The 25580-nt window shown below is 44.5% G+C and carries 24 protein-coding genes; 13 read left to right on the top strand and 11 right to left on the bottom strand.

The window, feature by feature from the left end; genetic code table 11:
• The first annotated feature begins 62 nt into the window (after positions 1–62).
• From citD to EV690_RS04525, 7 genes are all read left to right on the top strand, one after another.
• Positions 63–359, top strand: coding sequence for a citrate lyase acyl carrier protein (gene citD / locus EV690_RS04555; protein WP_131911739.1), 297 nt, complete (start codon positions 63–65; stop codon positions 357–359).
• The gene (citE, locus tag EV690_RS04550; RefSeq protein WP_165872658.1) at positions 356–1231 is read left to right on the top strand and encodes a citrate (pro-3S)-lyase subunit beta; all 876 of its coding nucleotides are present in this window, start codon (positions 356–358) and stop codon (positions 1229–1231) included. Before citD ends, citE begins: the two co-directional genes overlap by 4 nt.
• Before the next feature lie 10 nt (positions 1232–1241).
• Positions 1242–2771: a citrate lyase subunit alpha gene (gene citF / locus EV690_RS04545; RefSeq protein WP_131911737.1), complete on the top strand. Its 1530-nt coding sequence runs from the start codon at positions 1242–1244 to the stop codon at positions 2769–2771.
• Positions 2768–3304, top strand: a complete 537-nt coding sequence (gene citX, locus EV690_RS04540) for a citrate lyase holo-[acyl-carrier protein] synthase (protein WP_131911736.1) — start codon at positions 2768–2770, stop codon at positions 3302–3304. The genes citF and citX overlap by 4 nt, the downstream gene beginning before the upstream one ends.
• A complete protein-coding gene (citG, locus tag EV690_RS04535) occupies positions 3282–4241 on the top strand; it encodes a triphosphoribosyl-dephospho-CoA synthase CitG (RefSeq protein ID WP_131911735.1) in 960 nt (319 codons plus the stop codon). The genes citX and citG overlap by 23 nt, the downstream gene beginning before the upstream one ends.
• A 450-nt stretch (positions 4242–4691) precedes the next feature.
• Positions 4692–5414 carry an AzlC family ABC transporter permease gene (locus EV690_RS04530; protein ID WP_207907506.1) on the top strand — a complete coding sequence of 241 codons (723 nt, stop codon included), beginning with the start codon at positions 4692–4694 and terminating at the stop codon, positions 5412–5414.
• Positions 5411–5731, top strand: a complete 321-nt coding sequence (locus EV690_RS04525; RefSeq protein WP_131911734.1) for an AzlD domain-containing protein — start codon at positions 5411–5413, stop codon at positions 5729–5731. The genes EV690_RS04530 and EV690_RS04525 overlap by 4 nt, the downstream gene beginning before the upstream one ends.
• A 540-nt stretch (positions 5732–6271) precedes the next feature.
• Here the strand turns inward: EV690_RS04525 and EV690_RS04520 are convergent.
• The 3 genes from EV690_RS04520 to EV690_RS04510 all read right to left on the bottom strand — a co-directional run bounded on the left by EV690_RS04520 (position 6272) and on the right by EV690_RS04510 (position 9800).
• Positions 6272–7864, bottom strand: a complete 1593-nt coding sequence (locus tag EV690_RS04520) for a methyl-accepting chemotaxis protein (protein WP_131911733.1) — start codon at positions 7862–7864, stop codon at positions 6272–6274.
• A gap of 203 nt (positions 7865–8067) precedes the next feature.
• A complete protein-coding gene (locus EV690_RS04515; protein ID WP_224054894.1) occupies positions 8068–8619 on the bottom strand; it encodes a GNAT family N-acetyltransferase in 552 nt (183 codons plus the stop codon).
• Positions 8620–8927: 308 nt separating this feature from the next.
• Positions 8928–9800, bottom strand: coding sequence for an EamA family transporter (locus tag EV690_RS04510; protein ID WP_131911732.1), 873 nt, complete (start codon positions 9798–9800; stop codon positions 8928–8930).
• Positions 9801–9921: 121 nt separating this feature from the next.
• Between EV690_RS04510 and EV690_RS04505 the strand changes: the two genes are divergently transcribed.
• On the top strand, positions 9922–10422 hold the full coding sequence (locus EV690_RS04505) for a MarR family winged helix-turn-helix transcriptional regulator (RefSeq protein WP_131911731.1): 501 nt from the start codon (positions 9922–9924) through the stop codon (positions 10420–10422).
• Between the two features lie 108 nt (positions 10423–10530).
• Here the strand turns inward: EV690_RS04505 and ileS are convergent, their stop codons facing one another.
• From ileS to EV690_RS04485, 4 genes are all read right to left on the bottom strand, one after another.
• Positions 10531–13674 carry an isoleucine--tRNA ligase gene (gene ileS, locus EV690_RS04500; protein WP_131911730.1) on the bottom strand — a complete coding sequence of 1048 codons (3144 nt, stop codon included), beginning with the start codon at positions 13672–13674 and terminating at the stop codon, positions 10531–10533.
• A 188-nt stretch (positions 13675–13862) separates the two neighbouring features.
• Positions 13863–14363: a DUF4865 family protein gene (locus EV690_RS04495; RefSeq protein WP_131911729.1), complete on the bottom strand. Its 501-nt coding sequence runs from the start codon at positions 14361–14363 to the stop codon at positions 13863–13865.
• Positions 14364–14374: 11 nt separating this feature from the next.
• Complete coding sequence (locus tag EV690_RS04490; RefSeq protein WP_131911728.1) at positions 14375–14764, bottom strand: tautomerase family protein; 390 nt, start codon at positions 14762–14764, stop codon at positions 14375–14377.
• A 13-nt stretch (positions 14765–14777) separates the two neighbouring features.
• On the bottom strand, positions 14778–15104 hold the full coding sequence (locus tag EV690_RS04485) for a carboxymuconolactone decarboxylase family protein (RefSeq protein ID WP_131911727.1): 327 nt from the start codon (positions 15102–15104) through the stop codon (positions 14778–14780).
• A 109-nt stretch (positions 15105–15213) separates the two neighbouring features.
• On the opposite strand from EV690_RS04485, the gene EV690_RS04480 reads away from it, so the two are divergent.
• Positions 15214–16083 carry a LysR substrate-binding domain-containing protein gene (locus EV690_RS04480; protein WP_131911726.1) on the top strand — a complete coding sequence of 290 codons (870 nt, stop codon included), beginning with the start codon at positions 15214–15216 and terminating at the stop codon, positions 16081–16083.
• Positions 16084–16186: 103 nt separating this feature from the next.
• On the opposite strand, the gene EV690_RS04475 is transcribed toward EV690_RS04480, so the two are convergent.
• Positions 16187–17116 carry a DMT family transporter gene (locus tag EV690_RS04475; RefSeq protein WP_131911725.1) on the bottom strand — a complete coding sequence of 310 codons (930 nt, stop codon included), beginning with the start codon at positions 17114–17116 and terminating at the stop codon, positions 16187–16189.
• Positions 17117–17209: 93 nt separating this feature from the next.
• Here EV690_RS04475 and EV690_RS04470 point away from each other — a divergent pair, with 93 nt between their 5' ends.
• The 3 genes from EV690_RS04470 to EV690_RS04460 all read left to right on the top strand — a co-directional run bounded on the left by EV690_RS04470 (position 17210) and on the right by EV690_RS04460 (position 20143).
• Complete coding sequence (locus tag EV690_RS04470) at positions 17210–18103, top strand: LysR family transcriptional regulator (protein ID WP_131912136.1); 894 nt, start codon at positions 17210–17212, stop codon at positions 18101–18103.
• A gap of 168 nt (positions 18104–18271) precedes the next feature.
• Positions 18272–18748 (top strand): GNAT family N-acetyltransferase, encoded by a 477-nt coding sequence (locus tag EV690_RS04465; RefSeq protein WP_131911724.1) that lies wholly within the window; start codon positions 18272–18274, stop codon positions 18746–18748.
• Positions 18749–19099: 351 nt separating this feature from the next.
• Complete coding sequence (locus EV690_RS04460; protein ID WP_131911723.1) at positions 19100–20143, top strand: NAD(P)H-dependent flavin oxidoreductase; 1044 nt, start codon at positions 19100–19102, stop codon at positions 20141–20143.
• A gap of 345 nt (positions 20144–20488) precedes the next feature.
• Here the strand turns inward: EV690_RS04460 and EV690_RS04455 are convergent, their stop codons facing one another.
• The 3 genes from EV690_RS04455 to EV690_RS04445 form a co-directional block, all read right to left on the bottom strand.
• Positions 20489–21715: an MFS transporter gene (locus tag EV690_RS04455; protein ID WP_131911722.1), complete on the bottom strand. Its 1227-nt coding sequence runs from the start codon at positions 21713–21715 to the stop codon at positions 20489–20491.
• Between the two features lie 61 nt (positions 21716–21776).
• Positions 21777–22571 (bottom strand): ABC transporter ATP-binding protein, encoded by a 795-nt coding sequence (locus EV690_RS04450; protein WP_131911721.1) that lies wholly within the window; start codon positions 22569–22571, stop codon positions 21777–21779.
• A gap of 2 nt (positions 22572–22573) precedes the next feature.
• Entirely contained in the window at positions 22574–23629 is a 1056-nt protein-coding gene (locus EV690_RS04445) for a FecCD family ABC transporter permease (RefSeq protein WP_207907505.1), read from the bottom strand.
• A 314-nt stretch (positions 23630–23943) separates the two neighbouring features.
• On the opposite strand from EV690_RS04445, the gene EV690_RS04440 reads away from it, so the two are divergent.
• Positions 23944–25023, top strand: a complete 1080-nt coding sequence (locus tag EV690_RS04440; RefSeq protein ID WP_131911720.1) for an ABC transporter substrate-binding protein — start codon at positions 23944–23946, stop codon at positions 25021–25023.
• The last annotated feature ends 557 nt before the right edge of the window (positions 25024–25580 follow it).

Below are 25580 nucleotides of genomic sequence, written 5' to 3'. Positions count from 1 at the left end.
CTAATACTCTTGTGAATGTAGTGCTGGTGATATTTTACAAACTATTCATCAAGGTCGAACCCATGAAAATTTCTCATCCCGCTTTTGCGGGAACACTGGAATCCAGTGATCTTCAGGTCCGTATCGAACCAAATGTGAATGGCGGCATTGACTTGTCTCTAGACAGTCCCGTCGAGCAGCAGTTTGGTAAGAAAATTCGTCAAGTTGTATTGGCAACTTTGTCGAACATGAAAGTGGCCAATGCCAAGATCATTATTGAAGACAAAGGGGCGTTAGATTGTGTCATCAAAGCGCGCGTGCAAGCCGCGGTATTACGTGCTTGTGCTGAACAAGATATTGATTGGAGTGTTATGTCATGAGTAAACTTCGTCGCAGTATGCTGTTTGTTCCCGGCGCTAATGCAGCCATGCTGAGCAACACGTTTATCTATAAGCCAGATACGTTAATGTTCGACTTGGAAGACTCTGTTTCGCTACGTGAAAAAGATACGGCCCGGATGTTGGTTTTCCACGCTTTGCAACACCCAATGTACCAAGACATTGAAACCGTTGTTCGTGTGAATCCTTTGGAATCAGAGTTTGGTTTAAAAGACTTGAATGCGGTTGTTCGGGGTGGGGCCGATTGTGTTCGCCTGCCTAAAACCGACACCGCAAACGATGTTATTGAAATGGAAAAAACCATCGAACAGATTGAGGCTGCTTGTGGTCGCGAAGTCGGTAGTACTCAGTTATTGGCGGCTATTGAGAGTGCCCAAGGGATCAATAATTGTGTGGATATCGCGCATAGCTCAAAACGTTTGATGGGTATTGCTCTTGGCGCCGAGGACTATGTTCGCAATTTAAGAACGCAACGCTCGCCTGAAGGGATAGAGTTGTTATTTGCGCGTTGTTCAATTCTCCAAGCCGCTCGCTCCGCTAGCATCATGGCATTTGATACGGTTTATTCAGATGCCAATAACGAAGCTGGCTTCATCCAAGAAGCTGAGCTGATCAAACAATTGGGCTTTGATGGTAAATCACTGATTAATCCCCGCCAAATTGACCTAGTTCACAATGTTTTTTCGCCTACCCAGAAAGAAGTTCATTATGCAAATGCGGTGCTCGAAGCCGCAGAAGAAGCGGCTGCAAAGGGCTTAGGGGTAGCATCCCTAAACGGTAAAATGGTCGATAGTCCAATTATTGAACGTGCACGCTGGACACTTCAACGTGCTGAATCTGGTATCAAACAGTAAAGGTAGTGTCATGAGTGTTAGTACTTTAAATAATCCCCTCACTGTTGAAGAGATGGAACGTTATTCTTTAACTCCTTATACTGAAGCGTTGAAATTGACGCCACATTTAGTCAATGAGGCTGATAAAAAAAGTCGGAAAATGCAAGCATCGCTTCCTGAAGCGATCCAAGCATTGGGCTTAAAAGATGGGATGACGATCTCTTTTCATCACGCATTCCGTGGCGGAGATAAAACCATTAACATGGTGATGGATGTGATTGCTGAGTTAGGTATTAAAAACCTCACCTTAGCTCCCAGTTCATTAACTGATGTTCATTCTCCTTTGGTGAAGCACATCAAAAACGGTGTGGTATCGAAAATTTATACCTCAGGTATTCGTGGACAATTAGCCGAAGAAATTTCCCGTGGTCTGCTTGACGAGCCGGTACATATCTATTCTCATGGTGGTCGTGCCCACCTCATCCAATCAGGAAAAATCCACATCGATATGGCGTTTATTGGCGTCCCTTGTTGTGATGAGTTTGGTAATTCCAACGGTATTAAAGGCAAATCTATTTGTGGTTCTTTAGGCTATGCCAAAGTAGATGCTGAGTACGCAGACAAAGTGGTGATGCTTACTGAATCTTTGGTTGAGTATCCAGCCTATCCTGCGTCTATCCATCAAGATAATGTGGATGCGGTGGTAAAAGTTGATGAAGTGGGGGATCCGAGCAAAATCGGGGGAGATGCGACTCGCATGACGACGAATCCTCGCGAATTGCTGATTGCAAAATACTGTGCTGACGTCATCGAAAATTCGGGATATTTCTATAACGGGTTCTCAATGCAAACGGGTTCTGGTGGTGCGTCTCTGGCGGTCACTCGTTTCCTGAAAGATAAAATGATTCGTGATAATATTCGTGCTTCATTTGCGTTAGGTGGCATCACCGCGACGATGGTAGACTTGCACGAACAGGGTTTGATCGATTATCTGATGGATGTACAATGTTTTGACTCAGTGGCTGCAGATTCTCTATCTCGCAACCCTCACCATATTGAGATTTCAGCTAACGAATACGCAAACCCATCATCAAAAGGTGCCGTTGTGGATCGGCTCGATGTGGTGGTCTTGAGTGCGTTAGAAATTGATACTCAATTTAACGTTAACGTGATTACTGGTTCTGACGGTGTGATTCGTGGGGCATCAGGTGGTCATAGTGATACAGCAGCAGCTGCTAATCTTGCTATTATTGTTGCGCCACTCGTTCGCGGCCGTATTCCAACCGTCGTTGAGAAAGTCACTAATGTGGTCACTCCCGGTTCAACGATCGATGTATTGGTGACTGACCAAGGAATTGCGGTAAACCCTAACCGCCCTGAGGTGAAAGAGCGCTTTGTTGCTGCGGGTCTACCCGTGTTTGAGATATCTGAACTTCAACAGCGCGCTGAACTTCTAACAGGCAAACCTGAACCACTCGAGTTTGAAAAGCGTACTGTCGGTTTCGTGCATTACCGTGATGGTTCTATCATTGATGTGATTAAGCAGGTAAAAGTATCATGACATTTTCAGTCGGTTCTGAGGTAAGCTTAAATGAAATGCTTGCTCGTAAAGAAACTCGGGTGAAACAACAACAAGAGTGGCTTAAATGCCACTCTCTTCCTCTTGTTTCATTTACTGTCAATATCCCCGGTTCCGTTAAAATGAATTCATCCAGTCAGATTGTCATGAAGGCTGGACTCAAAGCAATCAAGAAGATGAGCCAACAGCAAGGTTGGCTGATTGTTGACTGTCAAAAAGTAATGGAGAATACCGGTCCAGAAGCTTTCATTGTTATCCAAGCTCCGTCTGTTCAGCTGCTGAAAAAAGCCATGATGACCATTGAGACTGACCACCCTCTTGGACGGCTAATGGATCTCGATGTCATTGATGTGGATGGAAAAATTATCTCTCGAGAAGACGAACAGATTGCAAAACGTCGCTGTTTAATCTGTGACGAGGACGCAAAAGTGTGTGCTCGCTCACGTCGCCATGATTTAGCGACGCTATTGGCGAAGATAGAGCAAATGACTCATGACTATGAATGTTATGATTGACTCATTATTCGATCTTCCCCAAGAGGCGACGGTGGTCGTTCCTTCTTCTCCAAGTACACAGACATTCAGCTTACCCAAGCTTGTCTCGCGTTTGGCCTACCATGCCATGATGTTAGAAGTTCATCTTACCCCGAAACCCGGTCTGGTTGATGCCCTCAACAATGGTTCTCACGATGATATGACATTGGCGACCTTTGTTGTCAGTGCCAATGCAATTGTTCCTTACTTTGCGCAGTTTGTTGATACTGGAACGGCTCACGCTCATCTTCCTGTGACGGCGCTGTTAAGTGGATTACGTCCCATTGGTGTTGAAGCTGAGCAGGCGATGTTCAGCGCGACACATGGGGTAAATACACATAAGGGAATGATCTTTAATTTAGGCTTAATCTGTGGAGCTGTGGGTTGGCTGCAAGGCAATCATCTTCAAGTGGATGAATTGCATATCAAAGAGGTGATTCGTCAATCTTGTCAGTTCTTGGTTTATGACGAGTTAAAACGCTGTACGCAGCATGCAGCGGCAACTGCTGGTGAGCAAATGTATCAGCAATATGGTTTGACGGGAGCTCGTGGTGAAGCTGCATCAGGATTAACTACGGTAATGAATTATGCACTTCCTGCCTATCGTGAATGTTTGATTGAAGGCGTTGCTACTGAGCAAGCGCTATGGCACACCTTGTTGGTGATTATGGCCAATAATGATGATAGTAATTTAGTTCATCGCGGTGGCATTGAGGGGTTGCGTTTCGTTCAGGATAGGGCGAGCTATTTACTGAAATTAGGTGGGTATCGTTACCCTAATCTTGAGAGCGAACTCATGGCGTTTGACCGAGATTTAATTGCTAAACATTTAAGTCCGGGCGGCAGTGCTGATCTGCTGGCTGCCGCATGGCTGGTTCACGAGTTAGTGCAACTTTTTGAGAATGAATCGTTTGGTTAGATCCCTGATTGCAGGGACACTGACACACTGTCTTCGCCTTGGTATATATTGCTTATAGCTTTGCTTGCCCTCTTTATTTTCCCTTTTTTGATGTGCTTTATCTTTCCTTAACTTATTTTATATGTTGTTTGCGACAACTTAAAAATAAGCAGCTCGTAAGTGTGATTGTTTGGTGGGTCTTCGGCGTATGCGTTCATGAGCAACACGCCCATCAAATAATGAAGCGGAATGAAAGGACGAGAAAGCAATAAACGACTATGGCGCATCGACTATTCCTACTAAGCGGCGGAAATAACACCCCAGTTTGTGTTCCGTGAAGTGGTGGAAATCATTTTAGATCGCAATTTTATACAAGAATGTGCCTCAGGGATGGATGTTATGATTTAATCGATTTCGGCTGCAAACCGCATCCGTCGTATATAATGCAGAGTGCAAAGTCAGGATGATTTTATGAATAGTTCCATTTCTCCGAAGTATTCTTTCAGTGAATCTAAATTGCGTTGTCTCTGGCAAGGAACCATTGCCATGTTGCCGTTGAGTGTGGCTGTTTTGCCTTGGGGAGTGCTCGCTGGTTCATTCGCTATCGATGCTGGGTTGAATCCATTTGAAAGTCAGGGATTATCTGCGATTTTATTTGCTGGCTCAGCACAATTAGTTGCGATCGGTATGATCAAAGCAGGAGCAGGGCTGATGACACTATTGCTCACAACGCTGTTTATAACCTCACGTCATTTTCTCTATAGCGTGTCGATGCGCGATAAAATAAGCCCGCTGCCCATCCGTTGGCGACTTATTCTCGGTTTTTTGTTAACCGATGAACTGTTTGCTGTATGTAGTCACCGGAATGAACAACAATTTAACCGATGGTTCGCGCTCGGGGCTGGTTTAAGTTTCTATCTGGTTTGGAACTTCGCAACGTTATTTGGCATTGTGGTGGGGAGTCAAATCAGTGCGTTGAACGAATTCGGACTAGATTTTGCGGTTGCTGCGACGTTTATAGCCATCGTCGTGCCGAATATCAAGAGCTTACCAGTCGTTGTGTCGGTCTTGGTCGCAATGGTGCTGTCTGTAGGCCTAACTGTGGCCCATGTGAATGGGGGGCTAATCATTGCGAGTGTTGGTGCAATGATTGCAGGTTACGCGACTGAACGACTGCAAGAGGAACGGTCATGATTATGTTATCCATACTGGCTATGGCTGCATTGGTTTTCCTCAGCCGTTATCTTTTTCTAGAACCTAAATTGCCTGTACGCTTAAGGCCTAGCTTACAGCGGCTATTGAGGTATTCGGGACCGGCAGTGCTGACAGCTATCTGGGCACCGATTGTATTTACGCATGACAAACTGTTGTGGCTAGATCGAACGAATCCGTATATCTGGGCTGCTCTGTTAGCTGGATTTTTGGCGTGGAAAACGAAGAATGTGTTGCTCACAACGGTCGTTAGTATGGCGGTATTTTTACTGCTCAATCTGGTGGTATTTCGTGCTTAGGTAGATTTGTTTAAGTTAATTGCATTCGTTGATCCGCAATATTGACTTGCAAGCATTAAGGATTGAAATATTCCGGTTTTATCCTCTTATTTTGAATTTATCCGTACTGTGTCCATTTCTAACGGCTATTTAACACGTGAGCTATTCAACCGATCGCTCAAAACATCAATAATCATTGGGGGGCAATGGTTCGTCTTGGTTTGAATGGCATGGGTTATACTGCCGCATTATTTTTATTATGATCGTCGCCCGTGTCAGGGCACAACTTGACCGGGAAGTCTATTTGATTGAGCAGATGTTCGGCTCGAGTGTGCCTGTCATTGGCGTTTACATGGTGAACATTCATAGTTTGGGACTTGAAGGATATAAGGTATCCATCATCTCAATGTCTTGCCATGGGTGTCAGTTGAGCAATACAAGATCCTGTTTTAAATGGGAAAATCTTGCAATTGCATCGTGAAACATCAAACAATCATTCCCCATCCATCGTGCAACATGAAGAAAATTTTTATGCTTTGGCTATGCAGCTAAGATAATAGTTTATACGCCAAAGCGTTGAATTTGCTGTTTTAAAGTACCCACCTGTACTAAAAGTTGTTCTTTCACTTCGACACAGGCTTTTGTTAAATCTGCATTTTCGCTGGCATTGCTAGCGATATTATCAATTCGGTGATTCAAATCGAGAGATAATTGGCTTTGCTCATTGGTTTTCGCAGTTATGTCTTGGTTCGATTGGCTAAAGTCATTAATCGCAGCGATAATTTCATCGAATAATACCATGGCACTTTGTGCCTCTGATGATACTTTATTGGTTAATTCTTGCGAGTCTCTCATTGCAGTAGCTGCACTACTTGAACCTTTTTGAATGCGTTCAACAACGGTTTGAATCTCAATGGTTGAAGTATGGGTACGATTGGCCAGGTTGCGAACTTCATCTGCGACAACCGCAAAGCCACGTCCAGATTCCCCAGCTCGTGCGGCTTCAATTGCAGCATTGAGCGCCAGTAAATTGGTTTGTTCAGCAATACTTCGAATCACCTCCAAAACTGAGCCAATATTTTGCCCATCTTCTTCCAGAGTACTGATCACACCTGAGGCTTGCGTCATTGAACTAACGACTTCATCCAGAGATTTGACGGTACTTTCTAGCGTTTTTTGCCCTGTGGCTGAACGTTCTTGTACTTGGGTTGCACTATTGAGTGTCTGATTGGTTGATTCTGCCACTTCACTTAATGAGCGGCTCATATCTTGTATCGATGTGGCTACTTGACTGGTATCGTGGTTCTGTCTGCGGGCTCGTTCATCAATTTGATGGAGGTTATCGCCGATGGAATCGGCAAGCCGAGTTGTGTTTCGGATGGTTTCATCAACGGTGTTAACGATTTTAAAAACCACATCGATAAAGTGATTGATATGGCTTGCTAATATGCCAATTTCATCATTACTTTTGACTTCTAACTTAGTATTCAAATTACCACTTGAACTGCCTAGTGAAGCAATTCGGGTAATCATTAAGTGGAGTGGTTTGATCACTAATTTTTTGACAGTTATCACGACCGCAATCGCAATTAAAATGGCTGCGCCTAACACCAGAAGAGAATAGTTTTTTATGCTAGCTATCGTGCTCTGCAGCTCGACAGCTGTTTTCTCAACTTTTGCATCGCCGGATTCCTCTAGGTCACCGATAAAATGTTGCATATCGTCAAAATGAGTGAGTAGTGTACTTAAAGCTTCATGTCTATTTTTATCACTGGCATTGAGTAAAGTATTTTTACTACTTTCAAATTTGTCCAAGTAAACATCTAACTGCTTGGTTTTACTGGGCTCAATTAACCCCGCTTCCTTTAACCGCTGGAAAGATTCAGTGGTTAAAGCGGTGGGTTCACTTAATGACTCTAAAGTTTTAGATTTGGTTATTTCACCAGACGCGAATCGTTGTAATTCGATTAATTGACCTTGTAAGCCAATAGTTCCTTCCATGGCGCCGTCAGCAGTTGACCACGCTGGACCAGTCACAAACTCAATCGCATTAATTAATTTGCTGATGCCTGAGTAACTTATCCAATAGTTAACCACCACTAGAGAGATAAGAATGCTAATACTAAGGTAGAGTTTCGAGCTGATTTTCATCATATATTTTTAAACCATGACATCCATTGTTTACCTAACTATAGAATTAATTATGATTTCTGCCCAATGAAGAGGGCTAAGATATTTGTTGAATAGAGAAAGGGTTGAAGTGTTAAGCACTCTCTCTGTTCATTGATGAGGGAGCAAAGGTCGTTCCGGTTCCGCCTGATAGATGTCACAGGAATGTAAGCAAGTGACTTTAGTGATTATTCAGAGCGATCCATCACTTTCTCAAACATGAAGAATTCATATTCATACAGGTCAGTCGGGCCATAGTTGCTAAGATCGGTCGGAAAGGTGGTATCGGGGTGATATCGATTGTAAAATTCAACGATCTTGAAACCACACTTGTTAAGATAGAAGTGGATGTTCCTCTTTTCAAAATAGGGGGTTGCTGTGCGCCAGATCTTTGTGGCGGGGTAGGCGGCCTCTATGGCTTGCCAGGCAGCAACGCCTAGCCCTTGATTATGATGGTCTGAGTCAATAAAAAACCACTCGAGCGAATGATGTTGCCTTTTTTTATCAAGTAGTAAAACTGCACCACCGACAGGTTTGCCATCCGCGAAAATATGATAGATAGCGGTGTCTTTGACTTGGAATGTCGACCAGATGTCTTCATTAGTAGGAATTGGTTTGCCGTGCTGCGAGCCAAACTCTTTAACCACTGCCTCCGTAAATGCCGACTTTAACTGGTCTCTGAAGGCAAGTCGCTCATCAGGGTGAACTGGCATTAATGTAACGTCTTTGGAGTGCATCATTATACCCTTTTACGCGTATCCTTGATGAGGATGGAAATCCATCCATTTGAGATAGTTGCAACTAAATCGACTATATCACACGGCCCAACGAACTCTTAAGAATAGTATGCCTCTTTATCGATATGTCCGTAAAATGCGGGTAGAACCCGATTGGCTGCAAGTGGAATATGGGCCACATCTATTGATGCATATTTTCATGCTCCACTTTATCGAAACAATCGGGATGGATATCAACGATATATGGATATTTTAACCGTTTGGGTTGCTCTACAATTGGTAAAATGTTTGTCCAATATCATTGAAGCATCTTAGCGTGGATGGCGGCGTGCTCGAGGAGCGGCCTGAATGATAGCGACAAAAATAAAGAGTGCACCTAATAGTTGCAACCAAGTTAGGGTTTGATCGAGCACGATATAACCCAATATACAGGCTGATACGCTACTGAGAAAACCAATAAATGAGATAGTGATGGGTGGGAGTTTTTCTATCCCTCGAAACCATAGGGAATAACTGACGATTGCCCCGATGATACACAAATAAAGGTAGCCCATATAATTGGATAGACTTAAATGTTCTGGTAACCCTTCGACTTCTAATGCTACCGGAAGTAGCATCGTGCCGCCTAATAGTAACTGCCATCCAGTAAAGCCCAGTAGTGTCATATTGTTGGGTCTTCCCCATTTTTTAGTCAGAACCACACCAGAGGCCATACTTAGTGTGCCGACTGAGGCGACCGATACGCCTATTAAATTAATCTGAGCGGTGTTGTTGGTGACCAATAAAATGACCCCAGAGATCCCGAATAGACAGGCAAGCAGCTGATTGGATGAGAGCTCAGAATTAAGCCATTTCCAGCTCAGTAGGATCACGACAACCGGTTGCATCGACATCACGATCGCGGCAATTCCTCCCGGTAAATAAGTTGCCGCAAAAAATAGGCAGTAGAAGAATAACCCAATGTTTAAAAAGCCAAGTAATGCTAGCCGTAGTAACCATTTTCGACTCGGAAATGCTTTGCTAATCAGAACTAAAAATAAACCTGCTGGCAGTGCACGAAGAGTGGCAGCAAGCAATGGGCTATCTGGTGGCAGTAGCTGTGTGGTCACAATATAAGTGCTGCCCCATACCAGTGGAGCAATCGCGGTTAAACCGATGTTCTTAAGTTGATTAAATGCTTGCATATTTGCACCTTAATAAATCTTCTAAAAAAGTATTTCACGTAAAAGATACTTTTTATAAAGTAATTTGCTTTTTGTTTATGATCAAGTATCTTTTTAAAAAGATTTTTACCAAGGAGACAAAATGCCAGCAGATAGTGTCGATTCCATTCTTAAGCAATGGAAGCAGGCTCGGCCTGATCTGGATTGTTCTGTGATGGGCGTGGTTGGTCGTTTACAGCGCACCAGCAAGATTTGGGAAACGAAATTGGATCGGGTCTTTAAAGATCATGGATTGAGCCGAATCGAATTTGATATCTTAGCTACGATCCGGCGCAGCAATCCGGCCGGTATCACACCCACAGAGTTATATAAAACATTGATGCTTTCTTCTGGCGCAGTCAGTACGCGTTTGGAGCAATTGGTAAAAGAAGGGGCAGTTCAGCGTCTCTCAAGTGAACATGATCGACGCAGCTGTAAAGTTATTTTGACGGCAGAAGGGAAAGCATTGATCGATACGGCGTTAGATGCTCACGTCGCTAATATGACCCACATGCTCACGAGACTGACCGCTCAAGAACAAGGGCAACTCGCCGATTTGCTGCGCAAGGTTTTGGTACACGAAGAAAACGAACCAGAGCAATAAGGCTGGTTATGTGTACGATTTCGATGACTCGACAAATAAATCGGATGATTAAGCCGATAGCATTGTGTGAGAGCGCCACTTAAGGCTTGGAAGTGGCGCTCTATTCACCTAGGGGCGCGGACTAATTTTAATATCAACCGAACCAAGTTCTAGTTCATAGTGTTCGCCTTCGTCTTGGTTTTGTAAATCAAAATCGAGAGCGAGTGTTAATGTCTCACGTTTTAGATACGCTTCGTGTGTTTCAATCCATTGGCGGATTTGGGGCGAGGTTTGGATCGAGACTTCGATTTTGTCAGTTACATCTAACGCTAATGATTTCCGAGTTTTTTGGATCCGACTGATGATTTCTCTGACCATGCCCTCAGCAATGAGCTCTTCGGTTAGTTCAGGGTCAATCGTCATGGAAATGTATCGGTCTGAGACGGCGTTAACTCCCTCTTTGGCTTTACGATAAATCATGATCTCTTCTTCGTTAAAGCACTGCCCATCAATCATTAATTGCCCTTGTTGTTGCAACTGATTAATCTCTTCTTCACCCAAATTCGCTATTAAATGAGCAAAGTGTTTCATTTGCTTACCAAGGCGCCGACCTAATACAGAAAAGTTAGCCTTCGCGTATAGCTCAATGAATTGGCTCTCTTGGAGACTAAAATCCAGCGACTTGATGTTAAGTTCAGATTGGATGTAAGGCGATAGACGTTGTATATCTTGTAACACCGCTGCGTCTCGATGCAATACAGTGGCTTGTTTGAGCGGTGTTTTGAGTTTTATTTTCAGCTCATTACGTTTTTGTCGACCCATGACTACCAGATGTTGTAAACGCTGCACACTTTGCTCAAGCCCCAGATCTTTTCGCTCTGCATTGGGTTGTGGATAATCACATAAGTGAACCGATAGGGCGGGCTCTTTCTCATGGGTATAGGCTTTGAGTTCTTGATAGATATATTCCGATAGAAAAGGCGTAAAAGGGGCCATGAGCGTCGAAAAAGTATTGAGACAGTCGTAAAGCGTCGCGTAGGCACTTTCTTTGTCTGGGTTCATCTGTGACTGCCAGAAGCGGGGACGATTTAACCGAATATACCAGTTGGTCAAATCTTCTAGAAACTCAAACAGCGGGGGAACAACCTCATACAAACGGTAAGCTTGCATTTGGTTATTCACTTTCTCTTTTAGCGTTTCAAGACGCGAGATAATCCATTGGTCCAATATATTCTCTGGGGCTAGATTCCCAGTGGATTGCCATTGATCGATATCCGCGTAGGTTTTAAAAAATTTAAACCCGTTGTACCAAGGTAGTAATACCTGCCGAACCATCTCCTGAACTCCCTTGTCGGAGAATCTTTGTTCTTCGGCTTTCACGAGTCCCGAGTTGATTAGATACAAACGTAATGCATCGGCACCATAGTCTTCCATGAGAATGTCCGGGGCCGTATAGTTCTTTAAGCGTTTCGACATCTTTTTGCCGTCTTCAGCCATGACGATGCCGTTGACGATGACATTTGTGAATGCCGGTTTGCCAAATAAACTTTCACTGAGCACTTGTAAGGTATAAAACCATCCCCGCGTCTGATCGACACCTTCGGCAATGAATGAAGCGGGGAAATTGGCTTCAAACTGTTGCTTATTCTCAAACGGATAGTGGGCTTGGGCATAAGGCATGGAACCCGATTCAAACCAGCAATCAAATACCTCGGGGATCCGTCGATATACGCCTTCTTCATGCGCTAAGGTGAAGGTCAAATCATCGACATGGTCGCGGTGTAAATCAGCAACTTTTTGCCCGGTGAGTTCAGCAAGCTGCGCCATTGAACCGATGCAAATTTGGTTGCCTGTCGTCTCGTTGATCCAGATAGGCAGCGGGGTTCCCCAGTAGCGGTTTCTGGAGACAGCCCAGTCGATGGCATTTTCTAACCATTTTTCCATGCGACCTCGTTGAATATGGTCAGGCACCCATCTTATTTGTCTATTATTTTCAACCAGTTTATCCCGTATAGCTGAGACTTTGATATACCAAGAAGGGATGGTGCGGTAGATGATCGGTGTATCCGAACGTGGACAAAATGGGTAGCTGTGCTCTATCGTCTCTTGGCGATATAACAGCCCCTTTTCTTTCAGCGTTGTGATAATGGTCTTATCGGCATCTTTGACATAACTGCCACATAAATCCCCGACTTCTTGAGTAAAACGCCCTCGACCATCTAATGGACAAACACTCGCCTCTACGCCATGTTCACGGCACACCCGTTGGTCATCTTCGCCAAATGCAGGCGCCATATGGACAATCCCTGTACCGCTCTCAACGGAGACGTAACCATCTGATAATACGCTAAAGGCGCCTTTTTCTCGTTGATCTGAAAAATAGGGAAAAAGGGGCTGATACGTTTTACCGGCTAACTCACTTCCTTTAGCGGTCGCTACTACTTTAAAATCATGACCTTTTAAAGCAGTTTCCAGTCGCTCTTGCGCTAGCCAAATGACTTTCTCGATGGTTTCATCTAATACTTTGACATAGTGGATGTCAGGATGAACACATAGAGCTAAATTGGAGGGTAGCGTCCAGGGCGTTGTCGTCCAAGCAGCCAGATAGGCCTCTTCATCTTCTAGTTTAAACAGGACAGTGATCGCTGGATCTTGTACATCTTTATAGTTGGATGAAGCTTCAAAGTTAGATAAGACGGTTTCCAGTTCGGTTGAATAGGCAACGACTTTTTCGCCTTGATACACCATTCCCTTATCCCATAACTGTTTGAAAACCCACCATACCGACTCCATGTACCAAGGCTCCATGGTGCGATAATCATTCTCGAAGTCGACCCAACGCCCTAAGCGAGTGATAGTTTTCTGCCATTGTTGGGTATAACGCTGGACGATCCCCCGACATTCATCGTTGTATTTGGTGATCCCATATTTGGCGACGGTTTCTTTAGCCGATAGGCCAAGCGTCTTATCGATTTCATGTTCAATGGGTAAACCATGACAATCCCAACCGAATCTGCGTTCAACGTGATAGCCAAGCATACTCTGATAGCGGGGAACAATATCTTTAATCGTCGATGCGACAAGGTGCCCATGGTGGGGTAGTCCTGTGGCAAATGGCGGGCCATCATAGAAAACGAATTTGGGCTTTTCTTTGGATTGATCGAGCGAGCGACGAAAGATTTGGTTGTTCTGCCAAAACTCCAGTATCGCATGTTCAGCTTTGACGAAAGAGAAGTCCGTCACATGCGTGGGTTGGTTTTGTTCCGTAGACATACTGACCTCTATGGTATTTCCTAAGAGGTGAAGTTATAAAAAACCCGCCTCTTAGGCGGGTTTCGAATGAGTTATTAGATGCGCAAACTATCCCACCATTTCGTAAGAAATGATGCTAATAATTCGTTGGATAAAAGTTTGCATATTCATACCCCGAAATTTACATGATTTAATCTGTATGTCAATAACTACGCGTTACCGTTGATGTGGCCTCGGGCAATATACCCCAGCGCATAAAGCGGTTGTGTTGGGCTGGCATGCAGGTAAGCGTCGCTAATCCATGTCACATGAAGTGGTTGCCAAGTATGGTAATCGATGCCATGGATATCCGCTGGCTGACTTGCATCATGAGTAATGGCTGCGAAATGGTGTTGATCGGTGGGGGGCGTCGGGGGTTCATCAATAAACCATGTTTTGACTTGGGGACGGCCAAAATGCTCGCACAATGCTTTAAATCCAGCACTGTTGAGAAAGGCCATCATGGCATGATGATCTTGCCACACATACAAGGGGGCGTAACAATTTACCGGACTGTGGTAGTTCGTCGCATCCTTGCGCGCATATAAGTAAGCCTTGAAGACTAATCCCGGCCAACCATTTAATAAATGGCCTTTCTCTGTGATCCGCTGCTCTATGAGTGTCATGTCGTAATCTGCGGGGAGTACGAACGTGTATTGCATTGCGATCATAATCATTTTTCCTATAAATCGGTGGCGGGAATCCCGCAAGCAAAAGACCAGTCTTCGCTCTGATTGAATTGAATGATGACCATAATGTCTTGTTCATCCAAGGGCAGAGTCTGCGTTAGGCGTTTATTCAATGCCTGATATAAAGCGCGTTTTTGCGCCTGACTACGTGGCTTGCCGGCAAAAATGTGCAAAAAAATCCCTGATTCATTGCGTTTTTGGCGTAAGTTGGGGTAATAGCCATCAAACACAATGTGCTGAGGGGCTTGCACATCAAAGATCTGAAAGCAATCGCCACTGGGGACATCAAAATGCGTCTCTAAACACTGCTGTAAAATGGTCGAAATTTCCTGATGGCCTATTTCAAATAAAGCTGGGGTGAGTGTGATTCGTGTTAAAGGCATTTGATTTATACTCCTATGAATTGTATTGAGATTGGCTGGCATCGAGGCGTTCAAGTGCCGAGGCAGCGACCGGCCAGCCCCCATAAAAGGCTAAGTGGGTGATGGCCGCGCTCAGCTCTTTGCGACTTAAGCCATGGTCTAACGCACGCTTTAGGTGGCCAGGTAATTGTTCCATCCGGTTCAAGACCACCAGAGCCGCCACTGTGATCAAACTGCGGTCTCTTGGGCTTAATGTGTCATCCGGCCAAACTTGTCCAAATAGCACTTCAGTCGTGAGCTGATGGAATTCAGGGGCGAGCCGAGCAATCATCGCCATGAATTGTGTTTCTTGGTGGGTCATTGTTTTTCCTCGTCTGATTGAATGGTTAAGAAAATAATAAGTTGTAATTTATGTTTAAAAAATCAAAACTATTTGTATTAACTGTTTTGATTTTCAGGATGATCTATTGATGCGTAGTTTTGATTTAGATGCTCTGCGGTGTTTTGTCTTGGGGATGGAATTGGGCAGTTTTGCGCTTGCTGCCGAGCGTCTGAATCGCTCAGCTTCTGCCGCTAGTGCGCAGTTGAAAAAACTTGAGCAGCACTGCCATACGTCGTTAGCCATGAAGGTTGGGCGGCATCTTGAACCGACCGAAGCGGGTGAAGTAGTGCTCGGATATGCCCGGCGTATGCTGCAAATCAATGACGAATTGATGAACCGATTGCAGGGTAATCAGCTCGCTGGCAAAGTCACCTTTGGTTTACAAGAAGACTTTAGCGATGTGCTCTTGCCCCAGTTATTGGGCGTCTTTTCTCGGAGCCATCCACAAGTCCAGTTGCAGTCCATTGTCGGGCGTCACCAAGAGTTGCTTGATGGTATCACATCGGCTGAGTTGGACTTCTCGTTGGGCTGGGCTGGTGAGAAAAGTGCCCCTTATAGCGAGTTTTTAGCAGAGTTGCCCATGCACTGGTATGGTCCCGCTAACCCGCATCTTCGAGAATCCGTACTGACGGCAAAGCCGTTGCCATTAGTGATGCTGGACGGTTCATGCTTGCTTCGTAAACAAGCAATAGCCGCGTTGGATCACCAGGGCATTCCCTGGAAGATTAACTTTGTGGGCCGCAGCTTAAGCAATTTATGGCGTGCCGTCGAAGCTGGATTAGGCGTCACTGTGCGATCCTCGTTTAGCCATCCTGAGAGCATTACCAAATTGAGTGGTTTACCGCTATTAGGGACGCTTAAATTGTGTCTAGATAGAAAGCAATACCAGCTTGATGAAGTGCAAGCGCAGTTATATGAAGAACTCAAGCAGCAATTATTGCAGTATCTTGGCGCGTAAGGTGATAGACAGCAGTGAATATACGAGTAAGAAGTTAATATCATACCTCGATAGCACAGTATGCTATCGAGGATGATCAGCAACTTATTGATTGCCCAATGGCTCAGGGTTGAGAAGATACGACAGGAGCTTGTTTCAAGCGAAGAATATGCGGTAATAGCAAGCCTGTAATAACCACTATAATTCCTAATAGTTGTAGCCATGTCACTATTTGACCCAGCATAAATGAGGTCAATACCGAGAAGATGGGAACAAAGTTGAAAAATAGTGCGGCATTGGCAGGGCCCAGATGACGGACTCCGTTGAGCCATAATAAATAACCGGCTACTGTCCCAAAGACACCGATATAGACCACTTCGGAGATCCCGAACATGGTGCTATGGAACAATTCAGTGAACGGTTTCACTTCTGGAGAGGCTAGGCACACTGCACCAATGACTGAAGCAGCACTGACCATGCCGACAAATGTATAAGGGATCATCGGCATCCAGCGGCCAATTCCTTGGCTGAAATAGGTATAGAGGCTCCAAGCGAGCATGCCACAGAAGATAAGCTCATCCCCGCGATTAATCTGCATGGACAGTAAGGTGTTGAGATGACCATTGGTGATCACTATCAGCACGCCAGTTAGACTCACGAGTAGACTGAAGCTTTGCATTAATGAAGGAGATTTGCGCGAGGCAATGCAGGTGATTAACGAGGTTATCATGGGACTCAACGCCATGATAAGCGCGCCATTAGTGGCTTGGGTGTGGGTCAGTCCGGTAAATAGACAGAGGTTAAACCCGCCTACACCCACGACACTCACTGCAATCACCCACAGCCACTGACGTTTGCTCAAGTTGAGCTTGGGCATTCGTGCGAGCTTAAGGTATAGCCCCAGACAGATGGCGGCTATGATAAAGCGCCAAAAGACCAAGGTTAGTGCATGTACTTCGCCTAACACTTGCTTCCCAATAGGAAAACAACTGCCCCAAAAGAAGGTACAGAGGATCAGTAGTGGGATCGCTTTCAGGGTTGGATTTGATTTCATTATCACTCCGTGTGACTTGTCAGCAGGTATTCGCTAGTATATTGATTCCAATATTTGTATAAATAGACAAAAATAAGAAGTTAAATGCCAAAAATGAAATCTAATTATTCCTTAGATGACCTCCGCTGTTTTTGTTGGGTTGCTCGCTGCAGCAGTTTTAAAGAGGCTGCGCAATCGTTAGACATGCCACTTTCAACATTGAGCCGACGTATCCGTCAGTTAGAATCCGATATAGGACTTCGGTTGCTCAACCGCGATGCTCACCGGGTGGTCCTGACTCGTATTGGTGAACAATATTTCCAGCGTTCTAGCCCCCTGTTTGATGAGCTCCATGATATTGATGAAGCGCTACATCGAGACCGCTATCAGCCGCAGGGCAAGATTCGTATTTGTGCGCCAATCAATGCGGGGTTATATTTTTTGAGAAATCTGTTTTATGAGTTTTTGCAGCAATACCCCGAGATTCAATTGGATCTTCATTTCTCCAATTCACTGATTGATATTGAAGCCGAAGGGATTGATGTGGCCTTTCGGGTGGGCAATCCCATGGTTGAAAACTGGGTCGTCCGGCCGTTAAAGGATATTTACTTTATGTTGTGTGCTCATCCTGATGCTGAGGTCGCTGATATTGCTACGCCAGAAGATCTACGCGGCCATGACACCATCATTTGCCGACCGATGCTCCCGTGGCGGTTGGTGCATAAAGAGAGCGGGCAGGCATGCGAATATTATCCGCATCAAGATGCTCGATTAGAAGTTGATGAAATTTTGATGCTGACTCATGGGGTTAAAACTGGGCTAGGTATTGGCTATATTCCTGATTACTTTGCGTTGCCCATGGTAGCGCAAGGCGAGATTCAACATGTGCTCCCCGATTGGCGTAGCCAAGCCCGTACACTGTCTATGCTATACCGTGATCGTGACCACCTACCAATGCGGGTGCGCCTATTCATTGAATTTATCATTGAGCATTTTGCGCGGAACTAAAGCGCTAAAACAATGGGCCGATCATTTCTCTGTCCACTTCTTTCATGGATTTATGAATCAACATTCGGTAAATTTCAACCAAAAGGGTATCGGCTGGAATTTTCAGTATTGTGTAAGAAACTATTGAATCATCCGCGGTAGTCTAACTGTGTCGTTATAAGGGGAATTATGGAAATTTCATTACTAGCCGATCATCCAGATGAGGCACCCAAAATAGCCAAATGGTATTTTAATGAGTGGTCACATCATGCCCCAAATATGACTGAAAGTCTGGTTCTTGAAAAAGTGCTTGAGAAAACACATAACCGCGACCGATTACCGATGGTGTTAGTCGCCCATATAGATCATGAATTAGTGGGCGTCTTAGAGTTGAAGTTACGTGAAAATAATCATTACCCTGAATATGAACATTGGATTGGCGGGGTATATACTAATGCCGCTCATCGCGGGCAGGGGGTTGCAAGCCAACTGCTAGAGAAAGCAAAAGGTTTGGCGGTTGGGTTAGGTATTCAGGATTTGTATCTACAATGTGAACGCTTTAATGTGAATTTTTATCTAAAGCACGACTTTAAAGCGCTACATCAAGCTCAACATGGTAACGTTGTAACGACAATCATGCTATGGCGCTCATCCATTGCCTCTTGATTCATTGCGCGTGGCCATAATAACAATCGTCAACCACACAAACTCAGGTCACCGCAGGCAAGTGAAGCTTCCTTCTTAAAAATGTTCCTCTCCTATTAGTTCGAAAGAATAAAATGATGAGAGGGCATTATCTAACACCAACTCAGTTTTTTAATCGCACTGATGCTATGTGATGCACTGGATGAACAGCCGATAGGGTCTTTAATGGAGCTTGAAGTTTGAGCACATTTTGTAGCTATTTACGCATTATTTTATTTTTTATCGAGTTATAACTGCCATATTAATTCAAAGGGGATGGTGCGCGCACAATAAAAATGTGAATGCCAATGCTAAAGGTAGGGAGCTCAACAAATGAACATAAACTATAAAGATCTATTAGGGACCGATTTACCGATTATTCAAGCCCCGATGGCAGGCGTCCAGGGGAGTTCTTTGGCCATTGCGGTGAGTCAAGCGGGTGGATTGGGGTCGTTACCTTGTGGGATGTTGAGTACTGACAAAATTGTGAGCGAGATTGCTTTAATAAAGGCGTCGACTCGTCAGCCATTTAACCTTAATTTTTTCTGTCATGAATTGCGTCCTTACGATGCAAAACGTCAAAAAATCTGGCGCAGTAAACTGAAACCCTACTTTACTGAGTTAGGCCTTGATATGGATGTTGCCACGGGGGGAGCGAGCCGAGTCCCGTTTAGTCATGATATAGCGGATGCTATTGAACCGTTTGCTCCAGAATTTATTAGTTTTCATTTTGGTCTACCCGACAAAGATTTATTGCAGCGGGTGATGGGGTGGGGAACGACGGTCATCTCATCGGCAACCACCGTGGAAGAAGCCATTTGGTTAGAGTCGCGAGGCGTGCATGGCATTATTGCTCAAGGGCTTGAAGCGGGGGGACATCGCGGCATGTTTTTATCGAGTAACCTCTCGACACAAATGGGATTAATTTCGCTTGTTTCTCAGGTGGTAAAACGAGTCAATATTCCAGTTATAGCGGCAGGTGGCATTAGTGATAACAATACAGTGAAAGCTTGTATGCAATTGGGGGCAACCGCGGTGCAAATTGGAACCGCTTATTTATTATGCAGCGAAGCTCAAACTTCCCCAATACATCGACAGGCATTAAAAAGTGAAAAATCGTTACACACAGCAGTAACGAATATTTTTTCAGGCAAACCTGCTCGGGGTATTGTGAATCGGGTGATGGATGAGCTTGGTTATATGTCTGAATTTGTACCTGAGTATCCGTATGCGTCAATTGAAATGGCACAATTACGTCAAGGGGCTGAAAAGCAGGGCATTGATGACTTTTCTTCGCTATGGTGTGGTCAAAATACCCAAGGGTGCCAAGAAATTTCAGCCAAAGAGCTGACCCGTCAGTTGGCTGGAAAATGTTAAAAAATATAAATGAACCCCAAGGGCAGTATCTGAGAGGAATTTATCCAGCGTTAAATGTTCTTTGTGGAGAATAACTACACGGCACAACGTTTGCCTTGCCTAAATCCCTCTCAGATTTCTGCAAAACTAATCACAAAAGGTCAACAGTCCCTAATGCTTGGCTGTTTTAATCTTTGGTTGGGATGAGAGACTGTATAATCATTAAGAGAAAACCCAGTGAAAAGGGCTGTCCGTTCAGCAGCCCTACGGGTATTTTATGCTTAAATATCGCTTAAGGCGCAGCACCCTTTCATGCTTCGGTCATGCGTTGTGGTCATTGGGATAAGCAAACCATATAGGCTTATGTTATGCACTTTGTTGAACGGATAGGCTGCGAATTTGCCGATACATCCCCATCCCGGAGAGGGTGCCAAGCAGTGCCAGGGCCAACCAAATCCAATTATGGTTGAGACCGTCTAATGATAACAGCCAGCCGATAATAACGTTACCCAGAAAGGCCGCTATTCCCCCCACACAGGAATAGAGCCCGTAGTAACTCCCCAGCTCAGATTTATCACAAAAGAGTGGAATGTGTGCGCCTAATAGCGGTAACAGCAACATGGACCCCAAACTAAATATGACACCGTAAGCAATAAAACTGAGCCAAGAGAAATCGGCTACATCGACTAAAAAGCACAGAAATGACCCACCCATGAGCAATAGCCCTAATCCCATTGCTTTAGCACTACCGAGGGTACGAGAGACCCAACGACTGATCGGCATTTGCAATGTAATACCTAAAATCGACGTGGTCATAAATACCCATGTAATCACATCAGAGCCAAGACCTCGTCTTGATATTTCATTCGGCAGAGACAAATACAATTGCTGAAAAAATAGATGAAACGCACAGGCGCAGAGGATAAAGCCCATAAAATGCTCATTTTTTATCATGCTCGACCATTGTTGCCAAAAGCGTTGCTCCGTAGCAGAACGTTTTACTTGCTCACTCAGCTCCGGTAAAAAGCACCACTGAATGAAAAACAGGGCCAGAAACAACAACGCTGAAACTAGGCCAACCCACATAAAGCTGACGGCCATAAAGGAAACACCGACCAAAGGTCCAAGCAGCAGTCCTCCTTCGCGCGCCCAGTTTTGCATCGCAAAAATACGATTTCTTTGCACTTGATCGGGGGCCTGATAAGCCAAATACGCGTTGCTAGAAGGCGTAAATAGCGCCCCTGCAAAGCCCGTAAAAAAAGCCCCCAACAACAACAGCGGCAAATTTTGTGCGAGCCCCAATAGAGCAAAGCCCAATACGCGAATCAAACAGCCTAGCAAGATCAAACGCTTGTAACCTAAGTAATCTCCTAGGGTTCCCCCAATCAGGAACAGGCCTTGCTGGCTGAGTACGCGCAGACCAATGACCAGTCCAACATACCAAGGGCTCAATCCCAGCGAACGCTGCAAATGATCCGCAAGGTAAGGCAACAGCATGTAAAAACCTAGGTTGAAGGTAAAGCTGTTAAGAATCAATACGCGACTGGCGGCTGACAAGCGACGCCAGTTATTAAGAAAGTCCGAAGTATTCATGAATAATCTATTGGATACTCTCAGCTAAGAAGACGGTGAAATAAGGAATGGACAGCAAGGGCTACACCACTGCCGCTAAAGGTGCTTCATGGCCATTGCGTTGTGTTCGAATAAAGGGGATGCCGGAACTGTCAAGAATGACATCGGCTTTGACACCATAGACCGCTTTTACTAACTCTGGGGTCAGGACGTTTTTAGGTGACCCATGCGCCACTAACTTACCGTCCTTTAACACTAACAAGTTATCGGCATATTGTGCTGCCAAGTTTAAATCGTGCAGGACCATCACCGAAACCCAGTCTTTCGCTTTAGTTTGTGAATCTAAATGATCCAGCATCACTTGCTGAAAGTGTAGATCCAATGCACTGACTGGCTCGTCCAGCATAAGAATTTTGGGTTGACGCATAAGCGCTTGCGCAAACAATACCATCTGGCATTGTCCGCCACTTAATGTCCGTACATCACGATTGGCAAGATGTACAAGCCCAATTTGATGCAACGCACTCAGTGCTTCTTTGAGTAAACTATCGCCAAGTTTTAAGGATAAAGCATCAAGCTGACCCAACAACACCACTTCTAATACACTCAATCCCACATCAAGACGAATATCTTGGGGCATATAACCAAAGTGTTGACGCCAGTTGCCGAGATGTTTGCGGTCTATTTCCTGATCCTGAAAGAGAATACGCCCATGCTGAGGCACTAAATCGCCAAATAAGGCTTTCAGCAACGAGCTCTTGCCGGTGCCATTGGGGCCGATGATCACATGAGTTTGCCCAGCTTTGAGGGTAAAACTCATATCATCAGCCAGTATTAAATCATCAAAGGCGAGATGTAGATGACGAACTTCTAACATATTTAGCGTCTCTTATTTATGATCAACCAGAAGAAAAACGGCACTCCGATGATGGCCGTTACAATACCAATAGGAAACAGAGACCCTGGTACAATCACTTTGGATAAGACCGAGGCACTGGATAATAAAAACGCTCCCACGAGAAAGGATAAAGGCAAAAAGTAGCGTTGGTCTTCTCCTACTAAGATACGGGCAATATTGGGCGCAACAATACCGATAAAGCCAATGATGCCAACGAAACTAGTGACAGTTGCGGTCATAACTGCGACAACAACCAAAACTTTCATACGCAGGCGCATCACATCAACCCCTAAACTTTTGGCTCTTTCTTCTCCTAACCTTAAGGCCGTCAGCTTCCACGCATCTTTTATTAACATGCCCAAACACAGAGTGATTATCCCTGTGGTAATCCCGACATTCGTCCAACTAGCTTTGGTCAAACTGCCAAACAACCAAAACAGAATTTGTTGGCTCAACTCTGGTGAAGAAAGAAATTGCACCAAAGACAGTAGTGATTGAAATAAAAATAACAGTGCAATTCCTGCTAGAATCAACTGTCCAGAGGTAATATGACGCATCGTTGCCAGCCCAAACAGCAAACTTGCTGACAACATACAGCACACAAATGCCCCAACAGGCACCGCCACATTCGCCTCTAAGCCCAGGGAGCCTAAATACAATACTAAAGCTGCACCAAAGCCAGATGCAGCAGCCATTCCTAAGGTGTAAGGGCTGGCCATTGGATTATTCAGTAAGGTTTGCATTTCAGCCCCACCGACCCCTAACGAACCACCCACGACCACCGCCATGACAGCTATCGGTAAGCGCAGATTAGACACGATAATTTCAGTCGTATGCGATACTTCTAAGTGGAAGCCAAATAAATGCGCTAACGCATGTGTCACATCCATAACATTGATCATGGATGGGCCAGTGGCTATATCGAAAACAAAAGATAATAGCAATATCAGGGCCAACACACTGATTATCATAAAACGTCGTCGTTCATAGCTTCGCTGAGCTTTAAGGGCACTGTGAACTATATTTGAATCTATCATGTATTTTTATCCTACATTGCCCATGAACAGTGCATGACACCGTTGTAATCTAAGGCACTCCATCTTTTATCAAGGAAAATCATTGTTAAAACGCCTTGTTCTTTGCTTCTCACATAACACCAATTACTGCGCATCTGAGAACCACTAAAGAGCTATTCGCAATATAATCTTAAAAAGCAATGATAATGATTTGCATATGTATTGCAATTAAACGTAATATTCGCGCAAGTGATTATTTTGTTGTTACGGTTTTGCTAAAGCCGCTTTTGTTCGTAAGTTAAAAATATGTTGATGATGCCTTAAGGATATTTTTCATGCTTAAAAAACTATTTTGTATTGCCGCTCTGCTGTTCTCGAGTCTCTGCTTTGCTAAGACCACTACGATTACCGATGTTTTAGGACGACATGTCACCTTTGATGCACCTGCAAAACGCGTCATTGTTGGGTTTTATCCTGAGGACTATATGGCCATCGGTACCGAAGCTGCCTATGATCATGTGGTTGGCATGTCAAGATACATTTGGCAAGCCCGCAAAGCGAATTGGGACATGTATGTCAAACATCGCCCTTCACTAGCCAAAATTCCTGCCATTGGTCGAGTGGATACGAAAACTTTCTCGGTGGAAAAGGTCATCAGCCTAAACCCCGATCTTGTTATGCTAGCGGCATGGCAATACAAAGCCCTTGGTGATGATGTAAAACGCTTGGAAAACGCTGGTATTCCTGTTGTGGTTGTCGACTATAATGCCGAAACTTTAAAGCGTCATATGTTAAGTACCAAAATCATTGGGGTGATAACGGGCCAACAGAAGCGTGCTGAAGAAATCGCCAACCAATATGCTCATACCATCCACATGATTAAGAGTCGACTCGCTAAAGCGAACTTACCTAAGCCCAAAGTCTACACTGAGTTTGGCGCCTCTGGAGTCAATGACATCGGTTATACCTTTGGTAAAAACATGTGGGGAGCCATCAGCACCATTGCCGGGGGGGATAATATTGCCGCCCCTTATGTGGAATGGTGGGGAAAAATGAACCCAGAACAAATCATCGCCTCTAACCCTGACGTCATCGTGATAACAGGATACGAAGTCGGAAAAAGCGATAGCATGCTGATGGGGCAGGGGATTTCTAAAAAAGTGGCCAGAGAGCGTTTAGCCGGATTCAAAAATCGTACTGGCTGGTCGACTCTATCCGCCGTCAAAAATAATCGGATGTATGGTGCCTATCATGGCGCTTGTCGTACCATTATGGATGGAGCCATGATCGAATTCTACGCGAAAGCCCTGTATCCCAAGCTGTTTAGCGATTTGCACCCACAGCAGGATTATATAAACTTCTATAAGAAATACCTGCCAGTTGTGCCAAAAGGCACCTTTATGGTTAAGATATAACCGAGTAAAGTACCGGCCTCTTTAATTGAGGTTGTCGCCAAAGGTAGTGAACGAAGGTCATTCTGCGACAACCTTAATCTAGGTGAGCCATCCCCAAAGCCTGAGTAACCATACTACTCAGGCTTTTTTATAGTGTAGCCGCAATCGACTATTTAAAACGACTGTGTACGTCATATTAGAGAGAGCAACTGGTTAATCGAGGTGACTATGATCATCCCTGATTGAGGTTACCGTGATGGAAAACACTCGGCCTTGATATGGTGAAAGGTTAGTTCATAAAGAACGAGATATATTGCTTGCACTCAGTTGTGAAAATTTAAGTCATCAACGGGGGCCGCAATTGAGTTACAAATAGCTTGAATGGCTCGGAGTCGAAATTTTATATCGAATTTGGAAATAATTAAGCGGGTATTAACAGCAAAAAACTCTGATAGTTGAATGGGTAAAATGTATAACCCCGTAGCAAATCACAATGAATAATTTTGTTATAAAAGCATCGGAAAGAGTGTAACAGTCTCTAGGGACTATTGACCTTTTGTGATTCGTTTTGCAGAAAT

Source organism: Celerinatantimonas diazotrophica (genome assembly GCF_004339545.1).
Classification (GTDB): domain Bacteria; phylum Pseudomonadota; class Gammaproteobacteria; order Enterobacterales; family Celerinatantimonadaceae; genus Celerinatantimonas; species Celerinatantimonas diazotrophica.
The sequence above is the reverse complement of the archived record's forward strand: the minus strand, read 5'-3'. Positions and strand labels throughout refer to the sequence as shown.

What these genes read in the sequence shown, in the direction of transcription:
- citD (WP_131911739.1), top strand. Translation starts at nt 63, where the DNA reads ATGAAAATTTCTCATCCCGCTTTTGCGGGAACACTGGAATCCAGTGAT.
- citE (WP_165872658.1), top strand. Translation starts at nt 356, where the DNA reads ATGAGTAAACTTCGTCGCAGTATGCTGTTTGTTCCCGGCGCTAATGCA.
- citF (WP_131911737.1), top strand. Translation starts at nt 1,242, where the DNA reads ATGAGTGTTAGTACTTTAAATAATCCCCTCACTGTTGAAGAGATGGAA.
- citX (WP_131911736.1), top strand. Translation starts at nt 2,768, where the DNA reads ATGACATTTTCAGTCGGTTCTGAGGTAAGCTTAAATGAAATGCTTGCT.
- citG (WP_131911735.1), top strand. Translation starts at nt 3,282, where the DNA reads ATGACTATGAATGTTATGATTGACTCATTATTCGATCTTCCCCAAGAG.
- EV690_RS04530 (WP_207907506.1), top strand. Translation starts at nt 4,692, where the DNA reads ATGAATAGTTCCATTTCTCCGAAGTATTCTTTCAGTGAATCTAAATTG.
- EV690_RS04525 (WP_131911734.1), top strand. Translation starts at nt 5,411, where the DNA reads ATGATTATGTTATCCATACTGGCTATGGCTGCATTGGTTTTCCTCAGC.
- EV690_RS04520 (WP_131911733.1), bottom strand. Translation starts at nt 7,864, where the DNA reads ATGATGAAAATCAGCTCGAAACTCTACCTTAGTATTAGCATTCTTATC.
- EV690_RS04515 (WP_224054894.1), bottom strand. Translation starts at nt 8,619, where the DNA reads ATGATGCACTCCAAAGACGTTACATTAATGCCAGTTCACCCTGATGAG.
- EV690_RS04510 (WP_131911732.1), bottom strand. Translation starts at nt 9,800, where the DNA reads ATGCAAGCATTTAATCAACTTAAGAACATCGGTTTAACCGCGATTGCT.
- EV690_RS04505 (WP_131911731.1), top strand. Translation starts at nt 9,922, where the DNA reads ATGCCAGCAGATAGTGTCGATTCCATTCTTAAGCAATGGAAGCAGGCT.
- ileS (WP_131911730.1), bottom strand. Translation starts at nt 13,674, where the DNA reads ATGTCTACGGAACAAAACCAACCCACGCATGTGACGGACTTCTCTTTC.
- EV690_RS04495 (WP_131911729.1), bottom strand. Translation starts at nt 14,363, where the DNA reads ATGATCGCAATGCAATACACGTTCGTACTCCCCGCAGATTACGACATG.
- EV690_RS04490 (WP_131911728.1), bottom strand. Translation starts at nt 14,764, where the DNA reads ATGCCTTTAACACGAATCACACTCACCCCAGCTTTATTTGAAATAGGC.
- EV690_RS04485 (WP_131911727.1), bottom strand. Translation starts at nt 15,104, where the DNA reads ATGACCCACCAAGAAACACAATTCATGGCGATGATTGCTCGGCTCGCC.
- EV690_RS04480 (WP_131911726.1), top strand. Translation starts at nt 15,214, where the DNA reads ATGCGTAGTTTTGATTTAGATGCTCTGCGGTGTTTTGTCTTGGGGATG.
- EV690_RS04475 (WP_131911725.1), bottom strand. Translation starts at nt 17,116, where the DNA reads ATGAAATCAAATCCAACCCTGAAAGCGATCCCACTACTGATCCTCTGT.
- EV690_RS04470 (WP_131912136.1), top strand. Translation starts at nt 17,210, where the DNA reads ATGAAATCTAATTATTCCTTAGATGACCTCCGCTGTTTTTGTTGGGTT.
- EV690_RS04465 (WP_131911724.1), top strand. Translation starts at nt 18,272, where the DNA reads ATGGAAATTTCATTACTAGCCGATCATCCAGATGAGGCACCCAAAATA.
- EV690_RS04460 (WP_131911723.1), top strand. Translation starts at nt 19,100, where the DNA reads ATGAACATAAACTATAAAGATCTATTAGGGACCGATTTACCGATTATT.
- EV690_RS04455 (WP_131911722.1), bottom strand. Translation starts at nt 21,715, where the DNA reads ATGAATACTTCGGACTTTCTTAATAACTGGCGTCGCTTGTCAGCCGCC.
- EV690_RS04450 (WP_131911721.1), bottom strand. Translation starts at nt 22,571, where the DNA reads ATGTTAGAAGTTCGTCATCTACATCTCGCCTTTGATGATTTAATACTG.
- EV690_RS04445 (WP_207907505.1), bottom strand. Translation starts at nt 23,629, where the DNA reads ATGATAGATTCAAATATAGTTCACAGTGCCCTTAAAGCTCAGCGAAGC.
- EV690_RS04440 (WP_131911720.1), top strand. Translation starts at nt 23,944, where the DNA reads ATGCTTAAAAAACTATTTTGTATTGCCGCTCTGCTGTTCTCGAGTCTC.